Origin of the sequence: Microvirga pudoricolor (genome assembly GCF_016892705.1) — a bacterium.
Taxonomy (GTDB): domain Bacteria; phylum Pseudomonadota; class Alphaproteobacteria; order Rhizobiales; family Beijerinckiaceae; genus Microvirga; species Microvirga pudoricolor.
Window position 1 is genome coordinate 742,871 of record NZ_JAFEMB010000001.1, and the last position, 12,694, is coordinate 755,564.

General features: G+C 65.6%; 11 protein-coding genes. 6 read left to right on the top strand and 5 right to left on the bottom strand.

Translation table 11 applies throughout. The annotated features are described in order from the left end of the window. Positions 1-13 precede the first annotated feature (13 nt). Together ILT42_RS03445 and rpoH are read left to right on the top strand one after the other, a co-directional pair. Positions 14-1,024: an RluA family pseudouridine synthase gene (locus tag ILT42_RS03445; RefSeq protein ID WP_204213914.1), complete on the top strand. Its 1,011-nt coding sequence runs from the start codon at positions 14-16 to the stop codon at positions 1,022-1,024. Between the two features lie 194 nt (positions 1,025-1,218). Beyond that, positions 1,219-2,106 carry an RNA polymerase sigma factor RpoH gene (rpoH, locus tag ILT42_RS03450; protein ID WP_204213915.1) on the top strand — a complete coding sequence of 296 codons (888 nt, stop codon included), beginning with the start codon at positions 1,219-1,221 and terminating at the stop codon, positions 2,104-2,106. A 72-nt stretch (positions 2,107-2,178) separates the two neighbouring features. Here rpoH and ILT42_RS03455 read toward each other — a convergent pair whose 3' ends face one another. Further along, positions 2,179-3,342: a hypothetical protein gene (locus ILT42_RS03455; protein ID WP_204213916.1), complete on the bottom strand. Its 1,164-nt coding sequence runs from the start codon at positions 3,340-3,342 to the stop codon at positions 2,179-2,181. Positions 3,343-3,375: 33 nt separating this feature from the next. Further along, the gene (locus ILT42_RS03460; protein WP_204213917.1) at positions 3,376-4,668 is read right to left on the bottom strand and encodes an adenylosuccinate synthase; all 1,293 of its coding nucleotides are present in this window, start codon (positions 4,666-4,668) and stop codon (positions 3,376-3,378) included. A gap of 439 nt (positions 4,669-5,107) precedes the next feature. On the opposite strand from ILT42_RS03460, the gene ILT42_RS03465 reads away from it, so the two are divergent. The 3 genes from ILT42_RS03465 to ILT42_RS03475 all read left to right on the top strand — a co-directional run bounded on the left by ILT42_RS03465 (position 5,108) and on the right by ILT42_RS03475 (position 7,617). Further along, positions 5,108-5,386 (top strand): hypothetical protein, encoded by a 279-nt coding sequence (locus tag ILT42_RS03465; RefSeq protein WP_204213918.1) that lies wholly within the window; start codon positions 5,108-5,110, stop codon positions 5,384-5,386. Between the two features lie 89 nt (positions 5,387-5,475). Next, positions 5,476-5,640: a hypothetical protein gene (locus ILT42_RS03470; protein WP_204213919.1), complete on the top strand. Its 165-nt coding sequence runs from the start codon at positions 5,476-5,478 to the stop codon at positions 5,638-5,640. 444 nt (positions 5,641-6,084) lie between these two features. After that, the gene (locus ILT42_RS03475; RefSeq protein WP_204213920.1) at positions 6,085-7,617 is read left to right on the top strand and encodes a calcium-binding protein; all 1,533 of its coding nucleotides are present in this window, start codon (positions 6,085-6,087) and stop codon (positions 7,615-7,617) included. A gap of 84 nt (positions 7,618-7,701) precedes the next feature. Here the strand turns inward: ILT42_RS03475 and ILT42_RS03480 are convergent, their stop codons facing one another. Continuing rightward, positions 7,702-8,565, bottom strand: coding sequence for a type 1 glutamine amidotransferase (locus tag ILT42_RS03480; RefSeq protein WP_204213921.1), 864 nt, complete (start codon positions 8,563-8,565; stop codon positions 7,702-7,704). 45 nt (positions 8,566-8,610) lie between these two features. Here ILT42_RS03480 and ILT42_RS03485 point away from each other — a divergent pair, with 45 nt between their 5' ends. Next, the gene (locus ILT42_RS03485; RefSeq protein ID WP_204213922.1) at positions 8,611-9,564 is read left to right on the top strand and encodes a DMT family transporter; all 954 of its coding nucleotides are present in this window, start codon (positions 8,611-8,613) and stop codon (positions 9,562-9,564) included. Between the two features lie 56 nt (positions 9,565-9,620). On the opposite strand, the gene serA is transcribed toward ILT42_RS03485, so the two are convergent. Together serA and ILT42_RS03495 are read right to left on the bottom strand one after the other, a co-directional pair. Next, on the bottom strand, positions 9,621-11,213 hold the full coding sequence (gene serA, locus ILT42_RS03490; RefSeq protein WP_204213923.1) for a phosphoglycerate dehydrogenase: 1,593 nt from the start codon (positions 11,211-11,213) through the stop codon (positions 9,621-9,623). A gap of 174 nt (positions 11,214-11,387) precedes the next feature. Then, positions 11,388-12,560 carry a phosphoserine transaminase gene (locus ILT42_RS03495; RefSeq protein ID WP_204213924.1) on the bottom strand — a complete coding sequence of 391 codons (1,173 nt, stop codon included), beginning with the start codon at positions 12,558-12,560 and terminating at the stop codon, positions 11,388-11,390. Positions 12,561-12,694 lie beyond the last annotated feature (134 nt).

Consider the following 12,694-nt stretch of genomic DNA (forward strand, 5'->3'; position numbering starts at 1 on the left):
CAAAAATCAGGTCATGTCAGATCAAGAATATGAGGATGGCACCACCCAGCGTGAGTGGACGGTTCCGGAGGGTTCGCCGCCGGAGCGGCTGGACAAGCTGCTGGCGGCAGCCTGGTCGGATCTGTCCCGCAGCCGCCTGCAGGCCTTGATCCGGGACGGGCGGGTGCTGCTGGACGGCGCGGCGGTCATGGATCCCGGCCGCAAGGCCGGAGCGGGAGCGAGGCTCGTCCTGCACGAGCCGCCACCCGCACCGGCCGAGCCCCAGGGCGAGGCGATGGCGCTGGCGGTGGTCTACGAGGACGAGGATCTGATCGTCATCGACAAGCCCGCCGGCCTCGTGGTGCATCCGGCGGCGGGCCATGCATCCGGCACACTGGTCAACGCCCTCATCGCCCATTGCGGCGAGAGCCTGTCGGGGATCGGGGGCGTGCGGCGTCCCGGCATCGTCCATCGTCTCGACAAGGATACCTCCGGCCTCCTCGTGGTCGCCAAGAACGACAGGGCCCATCAGGGCCTGGCGGAGCAGTTCGCCGACCACGGTCGTACAGGCCCCCTGGAGCGGGCTTACGCTGCCCTGGTCTGGGGAGTGCCCGAGCGGCGTCACGGAACCGTGGAGGCCGCCCTGGCGCGAGGCGTCCACAACCGCGAGAAGATCGTGGTCGTGCCCCATGACAAGGGGCGCTATGCCATCACGCATTACGCGCTGGAGGAGGAGCTGCCCCATGGACAGCCCATGGCGAGCCTCGTCCGGTGCGAGTTGGAGACCGGGCGAACACACCAGATCCGTGTGCACATGGCCCATATCGGCCACCCGCTCTTGGGCGACAGCGTGTACGGTTCCGGCTTCAAGACGAAGGCCAACCGGCTCTCGCCTTTGCAGCAGGATGCCCTCAGCCGCCTCGGGCGGCAGGCCTTGCATGCGGCCGTGCTGGGGTTCCAGCACCCACGCTCCGGCGATTTCCTGCTCTTCGAGAGCCCTCTTCCGGCCGATCTGCAAGGTCTGCTGGACGCCCTGCGCTCCTGATGGGCGTCAATCGGACGCATTCTTCCAGCCAAGGCGGCACCGGTCGCAGCCCACCGCGTTATCAAGCCGACTCGACATTCAAAACGCCTCTATTCGGTCAAGTTTAGCCTGTTTATACTGAGTGGGCGGTTGGCCGTTGAGGAGGCCGCTTCAGGCTTGCCTCAAGCAGAGGGGGCCAAAGGAGGAATAAGACTATGGCTTCAGCGCTTCCCGTGCTTGCCAACGAAGGGGGCCTATCGCGCTATCTCGACGAGATTCGCAAGTTCCCGATGCTGGAACCCAGCGAAGAATACATGCTCGCCAAGCGTTGGCGCGAGCATGGAGACCGCGACGCCGCCCATAGGCTCGTGACGTCCCACCTGCGCCTCGTGGCCAAGATCGCGATGGGCTATCGCGGCTACGGGCTGCCGATCGGCGAGGTGGTGTCCGAGGGCAATGTCGGCCTCATGCAGGCCGTCAAGCGCTTCGAACCCGACAAGGGCTTCCGCCTTGCCACATATGCCATGTGGTGGATCAAGGCCGCGATTCAAGAGTACATCCTGCGCTCCTGGTCCCTCGTGAAGATGGGCACCACCGCGAACCAGAAGAAGCTCTTCTTCAACCTGCGCAAAGCCAAGAGCCGCATCTCGGCCCTGGACGAGGGCGACCTGCGTCCCGATCAGGTCAAGCAGATCGCCACCCAGCTCGGCGTGAACGAGCAGGATGTGATCGAGATGAACCGGCGCCTCGGCGGCGACTCGTCCCTTAACGCCCCCTTGCGCGAGGAAGGCGAAGGCGAATGGCAGGATTGGCTCGTCGACAACAGCGCCAGCCAGGAGCAAGTGCTCGTCGCGGAGGAAGAGGGGCAGAACCGGCTCTCGGCCCTGCGCAGCGCCCTGACAGTCCTCAACCCGCGGGAACGGCGCATCTTCGAGGCGCGTCGCCTGTCGGACGACCCGATGACGCTCGAGGATCTTTCCACGGAGTTCGGCGTGTCCCGTGAGCGAGTGCGCCAGATCGAGGTGCGGGCCTTCGAAAAGATCCAGGATGCCGTGAAGCAGAACCTGGCCAAGATCGAGGATCCGGCCGAGGCTGCGCTCTAGGACCACCACGGTCCCGAAACGAAAAAGCCGCGGTCGATGCCGCGGCTTTTCTTGAAATGGGTCGGCGCGCTCCTACTGCCATTGCCGGAAGGCGTCGTTCATCACCTGCTCACCCGAAGCGCCCTTCTCGAAGCTCAGGATCGCGCGCTTGCCATCGGAGAGGCGCAGCGGCAGGTCGATCCAGTTGCGGCGGACGAACAGTTCCACATTGCGCTCGACGTCGCCCGCCAGGTTCGACAGACCGATCAGGAAGAAGTTCTCCCGCACGGGAACCGGCAGCCCGGCCACCGGGGTGCCGCGCGCGTTCTCTTCGTTCTTGAACTGCAGCAATCCGACATCCCGCACCACGCGACCGGCATCGCCTGTCCGGGTGGTGAAGTTCAGCTCGACCGTATGCGAAGCCGGAAGAGTTGCGTCGAGATTGCGCCGCAGGAGCAGGTTCAAGTTGATGCCCGCATCCGGGATCTCGATCATGCCGCGCACCGCCGTCTCCAAGGGCTGGCCCTGGCCGGCATTGATGGTCTCGAGGCGCCAGACCACACGGCCCGTGATGGCTTTCGGGACTTGGGGATTGTTCGGGTCCTCCTCGTAGAAGACCGCGCGTTGCGCGACCCCTACATCGGCCCGGGCCGGAGCGGCCGGCGCGGGAGACTGCGCGCCGCCGACCCGCCCGTCGAACTTGCCGTTCTCCGGCGCCGGAACGGCCTGCGGCGCCTGGGCGACCGGCGCCTGCGCGGCCATGTTCTCGGGCGTGTCGCGCAAGAACCAGGCAAAAACCGCAATGGCCGCGATCACAAGGGCCAGGACCGCACCGAGCATCATGGTGCGGCCGCGTCCGGCCGAGCCGCGAACCGGTGCACGGGTATCGACGCGCGGCCGGGCATCGGACGGCGCATCGGCGACGGGAGCGTTTTCGATCGGCTCCACCGGTGCCGTTGTCGGCTCGGTGACGCGAGCGGGCGGAAGCACCGCTTCCTTCAGGGCGGGCAACTCCGCGAAATCGGGCAGCGGAAACGGCTCAGGTGCCGTTGCGTAGCCCTCCTCGACGCGGCGGATGGCATCGTCGAGGGACCGGCTCTCACGCTCGATGTCGGCCTCGGACAGGGGCGGATCGAGGGAGCGCAATTGTCCAAGCAAAGCCGTACGGGCGCGCTCGTAAACGGCGCGCCGCATATCGGGCGAGCGGTCGGACAAACCTTCGACCGCGCGGGCAATCAGGGGGTGATAATCAGCCATTTGTCTTTGGGATGACCCGCTGGCGCTTCCGCGTCAACCCTCAAACGGGTTCTTCATGAGGATTGTATCGTCACGCTCCGGCGAGGTGGAGAGCACCGCCACCGGGGCGCCGATGAGCTCCTCGACCCGGCGCACGTACTTGATCGCCTGGGCCGGAAGATCTGCCCAGGACCGTGCGCCTGCGGTGGAGCCGGTCCAGCCTTCCATCTCCTCGTAGATCGGCTCCACGCGGGCTTGAGCCCCCTGGCTTGCCGGGAAGTAGTCGATGGTCTCGCCGTCCAGCCGGTAGCCCACGCCGATCTTGATGGTCTCGAACCCGTCGAGGATGTCGAGCTTGGTGAGCGCGATGCCGTCGATGCCGGAGGTGCGGACGGTTTGCCGCACGAGGGTGGCGTCGAACCAGCCGCAGCGGCGCTTACGCCCCGTGACCACGCCGAACTCCTTGCCCTTCTGGCCGATCAGCTCGCCGACCTCGTCGAACAGCTCCGTCGGGAACGGTCCCTCGCCCACGCGGGTCGTGTAGGCCTTGGCGATGCCGAGCACGTAGCCCACCGCGCCGGGCCCGAGGCCGGAGCCGGTCGCCGCCTGTCCGGCCACCGTGTTGGAGGAGGTGACGAACGGGTAGGTGCCGTGGTCCACGTCCAGCAGCGCACCTTGAGCGCCCTCGAACAGGATGCGCTTGCCAGCGCGGCGCTCCTCGTCGAGGAGGCGCCACACCGCGTCCATGTAGGGCAGCACCTTCGGGGCGACGGAGGACAGCTCCTCGTAGATCGCCTCCGGCTTGAACTCGTCGAGGCCGAAGCCGCGCCGCAGGGCGTTGTGGTGGGTGAGCAGCCGGTCGATCTTGTCGCGAAGGGTGGTGAGATCGGCCAGATCCATGAGGCGGATGGCGCGGCGGCCGGCCTTGTCCTCGTAAGCAGGGCCGATGCCGCGCTTGGTGGTGCCGATCTTGGTGCCGGCGCTGCCGCTCTCGCGAAGCGCATCGAGTTCCCGGTGGATCGACAGGATCAGGGTGGCGTTCTCGGCCACGCGCAGGTTATCGCGGGTGATGGTCACGCCCTGTTCGGAGAGGCGCTCGACCTCGCCGGCGAGCGCGTGCGGATCGAGCACGACGCCGTTGCCGATGACGGAGAGCTTGTTGGGGCGCACCACGCCGGAGGGCAGGAGCGAGAGCTTGTAGACCGTGTCGCCGATGACGAGGGTATGGCCCGCATTGTGGCCGCCCTGGAAGCGCACCACCACGTCGGCCTGCTCGGACAGCCAGTCGACGATCTTGCCCTTGCCCTCGTCGCCCCACTGGGCGCCCACGACAACCACGTTCGCCATCGCTCGATCCTCACAATAAAAAACCCCGGCGCAAGGCCAGGGTTGGGGTAAAACCTTGCAGCGCCTCATGATGGATTGAGACCCGAAGGTCAAGGCGAAAGCGGGTTTCGGTTCGCAAAACCGGGAGATCCTGCAGCAACGGGTTTGCCCGAAGCCGGCCATGGGAGCAGATCATCGCCCCGCATCCCATTGACCGACCGCCCTGTTTGCATGTTACGTCGGAACCGGAGCTGGGCGGACCCGGCTCCGGGGTCTAGTAAGCCTCTCCGCAAGCGGTCGGCATCGACCGCAACGATGCCTCTCCCGCCTTATGGCCGGGGAGGTGTTGGCGCATGTCCAGGGCGCAAGCCTAAAGGCCAATGCGGCCGTCTTGCGGCGGTCTTACTACTCCCCGACCACCAGCCTGGCTGGTGGTCGCTTGCCTTTGGGAGCTAGATCTATGGAGCCGTCCTACAGCGTCTGGGCCGATGCCCTTGCCAAGTTCCAGAATGCGTCCGATCCGATCCAGGCGCTCTGCATCCTCGCCCTGGCGGCCACCATCTTCGGCATGGTCTGGTGCGTAACCCGCCTGATCCGGGACATCACCGTCGCGATCTTGCACCGTTCCGCGCGGTGCCACGGCCCGGCCCCGTACGACGCGACCCGCGACCCGGAGGGGCGCTGGCGGCTTCATGGGCGGGCGATGCCTCCTGTCATTTCCGGCCGGGCGCGCCGCTGATCGTCATCCTCCAACCTCCGGTGACGTTCGCGCTCCCTGTTGTCGTTCCCGGCCGGAACGGAGAGGAAACCGGGGCGACGCAGCCGGTCGTGGATCCCCGTCCCGGCCTGCGGCCGCTGGGAATGACAGGGGAGCGCCTTGCCTTTCGCAGCCGGATGGGCTTCACGGATCATGACGCGCGCAAGGGGGTGCCCTTGCGAGACGGCATGCTGGTCGACCGGATCTGCAAACGGCTCGGGATCGGGCGGGAGTGAGGGCCTATCCGACCTGTGGCGGGTCGAGGCTGGCCGCTCCCTCAATCCGGCGCTGACCTGCCCCTCCTCCAACGAAAGCAGCGGTTTGCTGTCCCCGCTCGTGCCAGTTCCACACTGAAGGTAACCTTCGGCCGATGTGTGACCCTTCCGGACGGAAGCCCCTAAACAGAATCACGCGTCTCCCGTCGTCCGGTCTGCCGCAACGTCAGCACCCATGACGCAACGAAAATCTCTCCCAGCGTCACGAACATTGGTCCTTGCATGAACGGTCCTCCGTGCAACCAGCGCCATCTACGACTTCCGCAATTTCGATCGTTTAAGCCTAAACCCTCCCCGTCTGGAGAGTTGGAACACGGATCTGAACACGCATTCATCGCAAGCGTGGCTTTAAGCATGCTGCATCTACGGCGCTGACGAGCCCTCAGGTTGAACGAGGACGAGACTATGACGCTGGAAGCTGAGTTGGGCTGGTTAGAGAATACATATGGTGGTCAAACGCCGGTCACATATGGTGGATCACAACAGGGCAATCAGGTCGGTAGCGGCGTTACGTATGGCAATACTTCAGGCTCCACATCTGGAAATAGTGCAAGTGGAGGCGAGGCAGGGGGTCATTTCGTAGGGGTCGACGAATCAGATTCCTCATCAACCTACACGGTCTTCGACAACGAAGATGGTACTCTAACGTGTATTTTTGAAACGCCTTTCGGTACCATCGTCGAAACTAAATTAAAATCAGATCATTGGTTTGATATTAAATTCGGCCCAAAGACAGAGAATGAAGCGGAGAAAAACCGCTGGGATGCAGTATATGGCACCGGCGGCTTTGCCGTTCAGCTTATCAAGGACTTGGAATACAGTCTGTTTCCAGATCGCTTCCCTAATGAACGAGACGGCGGCGTTTACATTGATCAAAACGGTATTCGAAAGCTTGCAGATCCAAACTGGCCTGGCTGGAAATCTAATGGCGGCGATGTCCCCGATTACGATGTTGAAGCGAACTCGACCCTTACCACTCAGCTCAGCTTGACCCAAGCTGGCCGCGAAATTCGCATCAACATGGTTCTGCTTGGCCATGATGCACAATTAGCACTTGGCTCAAGCGAAACGGACTATCTGTTTGGCGGCGGAGGCAACGACACATTGAATGGCGGACAGGGGCATGATCGTCTTTACGGCGGCTCCGACAACGATCTCCTCAAGGGCGACAGCGCCAACGATGTCCTCTACGGCGATGCTGGCAACGATGAGCTGTGGGGCGGAACAGGAAACGACCGGCTCGACGGCGGCAGCGGAGACGACTGGATTGCTGGCGAAGAGGGCAACGACGTGATCGAAGGCGGCGCCGGCAACGACGGCGTTTGCGCGGGCATCGGCAATGACAGCGTCAACGGCGGCGCCGACAACGATACCATCTTCGGCGAGGACGGGGACGATTTCCTCAACGGCGAGAGCGGCAACGACGTCATCTCTGGCGGCAACGGCAGCGATGTGGTTTGGGCGGGTCTGAACGACGACAGCGTCAAGGGCGATGCCGGCAACGACTCGCTCTGGGGCGAGGAAGGCAACGACACGATCATCGGCGGCACGGGCAACGATTACCTGCGCGGCGGCGACGGCAACGATTACCTCGACATGGATGCGGGCGCGGCGGCCGGAGCCGACACCCTCGACGGGGGCTACGGCGACGACATCCTCATCGGCGACGGGGTCGGTTCGGTGCTGATCGGCGGCTGGGGCCGGGACACCTACCACATCCGGCCCTGGGCCAAGACCACCATCGCGGACTTTGCCGCCGGGCCTGACGATTACGAGAAGATCATCGTCTACAAGAGCGTGTTCGCCGATTACGCGGCTCTCATGAGCACGGCCTATCAGTCCGGCGGCGGCACGGTCATCGCCAAGGGCGAGTTCAGCCTCACCCTGAGCGGCGTCAACAAGAGCACCCTGCATCTCAACGACTTCGTCTTCATCTGAGACGGCACGTCATCCAACGAAAAGGCCGGGCATCGCGCCCGGCCTTTTTTCGTAAAGAGTATGGGAGGCGGCCCGGGCCTATTGTCAGGCACGGCCCCGCGCGCTTTTCTCCGGCTTCACGCGGGCCTCGATGAAATTGCGGATCTCCCGCGTGCGGCGGGCCGGGTCGAGGATCTCGGCATCGAGGCCGTAGCGCCAGGCGAGGTCGAAGCGGGCCGGATCGTCGTGGAGGGCCTGGAGGTCCGCGATGAAGGCGGCCGCGTCCTCCGGCGAGCGGCAGAAGCCCTCCTCCAGGAGGGTGGGGCCGCGCCGGCCCAGGATCGCCGCCATCTCGCCGAGGCTGAACTCGGGGTGATATTGGACGCCCCAGAACACGCCTCCGTCCTGCCGGATCTCGGCGGCTTGCACGCCCGCCATGGCGTTGGTGGCCAGAACGGTGCAATCCCCCGGCAGGGCCGTCACGAGATCCAGGTGGATGGCGGGCGCGTCGAAGGCAGCGGGACGCCCTGCCAGCATCGCATGCCCCCACCCGGCCTCCGTGGGGGTGAGGCGGCGGGCGAACACCATCTCGCGCCCGAGCGGGTTGCGCTGCACGTCGCCCCCGGCCGCGACCGCGCCGACCTGCAGGCCCCAGCAGGAGCCGAAGACCGGTGTCCGGGACGCATACGCGGCCCGCATGAGGTCTATCTGCCTCAGGATTTCCGGCGTCCTGTCGTAGATGTTCAGGTAGGAGCCTGTCAGGACGATGCCGTCGTAGGATTGAAGGCCCGAGGGGTCCGGCAGGTTCGCGCCCTCGTCGGCCGGAAGGGCGATGTCGCACAGGCTCGCCGGTTCGATCTCCTGCAGGACGGCCGCATAGGATTCCCCCTGTGTAAGTCCATAGCTCGCCTTGTGGGCCTGCCTTGCATGGCGCGTATTGCCCTCGACCACCAGAAACCGTAAGCCCATGACCGTCCTCTGCCTCCTTCGGGCGCCGGTTTACCCGAACCGCGCATGGCGGCAAGCGCTTTGAGGGTCAAAGCCCATGCGATCCGCGGTTTCCTGACGATGTTCCGCTCTCTCTGGAAAGCCGCCTACGGGCAGGCCTACCTGCTCCTCACCCTCACGGCCCTCATGTGGGGCGGCAACGCCATCGCGGGGCGGCTCGCGGTCGGGCAGGTCTCGCCCATGATGCTCACCTGCCTGCGTTGGGTGATCGTGGTGTCGGTGCTGCTGCCCCTGGTGGGACGGCGCGTGTGGGCGGAATGGCCGACGGTCCGGGCTCGCTGGCTCTTCGTGGTCCTCATGGGCGCCTTCGGGTTCACGGCCTTCAACGCCCTGTTCTACGCCGCCGCCCATCATACCAGCGCCGTGAACCTCACCATCTTCCAGGGCGCGATCCCGGTGCTCGTGCTCCTGGGCACCGTGCTGTTCTTCAAGGCCCGCGTTCTGCCCCTGCAGGTGCTGGGCATGGCCGTGACCATCGTGGGCGTCGTCCTGGTCTCCGTGAAGGCCGATTGGGAGATCCTGCGCACCCTCGCGCTCAATATCGGCGACGTGTGGATGCTGGTCGCCTGCCTGTTCTATGCCGGCTATACGCTCGGCCTGCGGCGGCGCCCCGCCCTGCCCGGCCTGGTGTTCTTCACGGCCCTGGCCGTGGTGGCCTTCCTGACCTCGCTGCCGCTGGTGGCGCTCGAATTCGCCCAAGGGACCGTGCAATGGCCGACCCCCAGGGGCTGGCTCATCATGCTCTACGTGGCGCTCCTGCCCTCGCTCCTGGCCCAGATCTTCTTCATCCGCGGCGTGGAGCTCATCGGCCCGGCCCGCGCGGGCCTGTTCGTCAATCTCGTGCCGGTCTTCGGTGCCCTCCTGGCGGTTCTGCTCCTGGGCGAGCCCTTCGCGCTCTACCACGCGCTGGGGCTCTTCCTGGTGCTCGGCGGCATCTGGCTGTCGGAGCGGCGGGCGTGACATGAAAAGGGCGCCCGCGAGGACGCCCTGTTCCGCCGCTTTTGTCCTGGAGACTGTCAGAACCGCACCGACCGGGCGCGCTTGACCTGGGGAATCTCCTCGATCTTGCGCAGGAGCTCGTCGGAGACGGGTTCATCCACCGACACAAAGCAGATCGCATCCCCGCCGGGGGTATCGCGGCCGAGCGCGAAGGTGGCGACGTTGACGCCGGATTCGCCCAGGAGCGTGCCGAAACGGCCGATGAAGCCGGGCTTGTCGTCGTTGCGGATGTAGATCATCTGCGGCGCGAACTCGGCGTCCACGGCGATGTCGCGGATCTCCGTCACGCGGGGCTTGCCGTCCTGGAACACGGTGCCGCCGGCGTGGCGCGCGGTGTCCTCCGCGTCCACCACGATGCGGATGAAGCTCTCGTAGTCCCGCGCGGCGTTCTCGCGCTTGACCTCCTCCACCGTGATGCCGCGCTCGCGCGCCACGACGGGTGCCGACACCATGTTGATGTCCTGCAGGAACGGCCGCAGCACGCCGGTCACGGCCGCCGAGGTGAGCGCGCGGGTGTTCATGTCAGCCACGTCGCCCTCGTACTCAATGCGGATGCCCTTGATCGGGGCTTCCGTGAGCTGGCCCAGGAACGAGCCGAGCTTCTCGGCCAGCGCCACGAAGGGCTTCAGGCGCGGGGCTTCCTCGGCCGTGATGGACGGGAAGTTCACGGCGTTCTGGATCGCGCCCTGGAGCAGGTAGTCGGACATCTGCTCGGCCACCTGCAGGGCCACGTTCTCCTGCGCCTCCGACGTCGAGGCGCCCAGGTGCGGCGTGCACACCACGTTGGGATGGCCGAAGAGCGGGTTCTCGGTCGCGGGCTCCTGGGTGAAGACGTCGAAAGCCGCCCCCGCAACATGGCCGGAATCGAGCGCCGACCGCAGGGCCGCCTCGTCCACGAGGCCGCCGCGAGCGCAGTTGATGATCCGCACGCCCTTCTTAGTCTTGGCGATATTCTCGGCCGACAGGATGTTCTTGGTCTTCTCCGTCATTGGCACGTGAAGCGTGATCACGTCGGCTCGGCGCAGCAGGTCGTCGAGCTCGACCTTCTCGACGCCGAGTTCGATCGCGCGCTCCGGCGACAGGAAGGGGTCGTAGGCGATGACGCGCATGCGCAACCCGATGCCGCGCTCGGCCACGATGGACCCGATATTGCCGCACCCGATGACGCCGAGCGTCTTGCCCGTGAGCTCCACGCCCATGAACCGGTTCTTCTCCCACTTGCCGGCTTGGGTCGACGCGTCGGCCTGGGGGATCTGGCGGGCGAGCGCGAACATCATGGCGATGGCGTGCTCGGCGGTGGTAATGGAGTTCCCGAAGGGCGTGTTCATCACGATGATGCCCTTCGCGGTGGCGGCGGGAATCTCGACATTGTCGACGCCGATGCCGGCGCGGCCGATCACCTTCAGGTTCTTGGCCTGATCGAGCATCTTGGCCGTCACCTTGGTGGCGGACCGAATCGCGAGGCCGTCATAATTGCCGATGATGGCAGCGAGCTTGTCCTTGTCCTTGCCGAGATCGGGCTGGAAATCGACCTCGACGCCGCGATCCTTGAAGATCTGAACGGCGGCGGGCGACAGGGCGTCGGAAATGAGAACGCGGGGAGCGGGCATGGGTCACCTCTTTGTCCCTCTCCCCTCCGCGGGAGAGGGTGGCCTGCGAAGCAGGTCGGGAGAGGGGATATGTGAAATGGATGGTTGCGAGAGGGGCGCTTTACCGAGTACCGCCCCCTCTCCCGGTCGGCTTTGCCGACCACCCTCTCCCGCTTCGGGGAGAGGGTTGAGTGCTTAAGCCGCTTTCGCGAGCTTGGCCTTTTCCTGCGCGAAGGCCCAGTCGAGCCAGGGCGTCAGGGCCTCGAGATCGGATCGCTCGACCGTGGCGCCGCACCAGATGCGCAGGCCGGGAGGCGCGTCGCGATAGGCACCGATGTCGAGGGCCACGTTCTCCTTCTCGAGCGCCGCCACGATGCCCTTGGCCACCGCCGCCACCGCGTCCGGACCCTTGGCGACCACGTCGGGATCGGCCACCACGAGGCAGACGCTGGTGTTGGACGCCTCATTCTCTTTCTGAGCGAGGTTGGCGATCCAGGGCGTGCGGGCGACCCAGTCCGTGATCACCCGGGCGTTGGAATCGGCCTTGGCCGTGAGGGCGTTCAGGCCGCCGATCGACTTCGCCCATTCGAGCGCGTCGATGTAATCCTCGACGCAGAGCATGGACGGGGTGTTGATGGTCTCACCCTGGAAGATGCCCTCGATGAGCTTGCCGTTGCTCGTCATGCGGAAGATCTTCGGCAGCGGCCAGGCCGGCTTGTAGGTCTCGAGCCGCTCCACCGCGCGGGGCGACAGGATCAGCATGCCGTGGGCCGCCTCGCCGCCGAGCACTTTCTGCCAGGAGAAGGTGACGACATCGAGTTTCGAGAAATCCATCGTCTGCGCGAAGGCCGCCGAGGTGGCGTCGCAGATCGTCAGGCCCTCACGGTCAGCCGCGATCCAGTCCGCGTTCGGCACGCGCACGCCGGAGGTGGTGCCGTTCCAGGTGAAGACCACGTCGCGGGTTCGGGTGTCGACCTGGGTCAGGTCGGGCAGCTCGCCATAGGGGGCCTTGATCACGCGGGCATCCGCCAGCTTGAGCTGCTTGACCACGTCCGTGACCCAGCCCTCGCCGAAGCTCTCCCAGGCCAGCATATCCACCGGCCGGGCGCCGAGCATGGACCACAGCACCATCTCGACGGCGCCGGTATCGGAGGCGGGCACGATGCCGATGCGGTAATCGGCCGGGACCTCGAGCACCTCGCGGGTCAGGTCGATGGCGAGCTTCAGGCGCGCCTTGCCGAGCTTCGCGCGGTGCGAGCGGCCCAGGGATTCGGTTTTGAGGTTCTGGAGGCTCCATCCGGGGCGCTTGGCGCAGGGGCCGGACGAGAAAAACGGCGCGGAAGGGCGCACGGCAGGCGTATTCGTCATGTGATCCATCCTTACAGATGGGCGCCTCCCGGTGGGGGGAGGTGTCCCGCCGACGGGTATGACGGAGGACAGTGTCGCGGTCAAGCGGAGCCGGACAGGAAAGCGATAAGGGATGAGATTACGAAATCGTAATA

What these genes read in the sequence shown, in the direction of transcription:
- ILT42_RS03445 (WP_204213914.1), top strand. Translation starts at nt 14, where the DNA reads ATGTCAGATCAAGAATATGAGGATGGCACCACCCAGCGTGAGTGGACG.
- ILT42_RS03475 (WP_204213920.1), top strand. Translation starts at nt 6,085, where the DNA reads ATGACGCTGGAAGCTGAGTTGGGCTGGTTAGAGAATACATATGGTGGT.
- ILT42_RS03480 (WP_204213921.1), bottom strand. Translation starts at nt 8,565, where the DNA reads ATGGGCTTACGGTTTCTGGTGGTCGAGGGCAATACGCGCCATGCAAGG.
- ILT42_RS03455 (WP_204213916.1), bottom strand. Translation starts at nt 3,342, where the DNA reads ATGGCTGATTATCACCCCCTGATTGCCCGCGCGGTCGAAGGTTTGTCC.
- rpoH (WP_204213915.1), top strand. Translation starts at nt 1,219, where the DNA reads ATGGCTTCAGCGCTTCCCGTGCTTGCCAACGAAGGGGGCCTATCGCGC.
- ILT42_RS03465 (WP_204213918.1), top strand. Translation starts at nt 5,108, where the DNA reads ATGGAGCCGTCCTACAGCGTCTGGGCCGATGCCCTTGCCAAGTTCCAG.
- ILT42_RS03495 (WP_204213924.1), bottom strand. Translation starts at nt 12,560, where the DNA reads ATGACGAATACGCCTGCCGTGCGCCCTTCCGCGCCGTTTTTCTCGTCC.
- ILT42_RS03485 (WP_204213922.1), top strand. Translation starts at nt 8,611, where the DNA reads ATGGCGGCAAGCGCTTTGAGGGTCAAAGCCCATGCGATCCGCGGTTTC.
- serA (WP_204213923.1), bottom strand. Translation starts at nt 11,213, where the DNA reads ATGCCCGCTCCCCGCGTTCTCATTTCCGACGCCCTGTCGCCCGCCGCC.
- ILT42_RS03460 (WP_204213917.1), bottom strand. Translation starts at nt 4,668, where the DNA reads ATGGCGAACGTGGTTGTCGTGGGCGCCCAGTGGGGCGACGAGGGCAAG.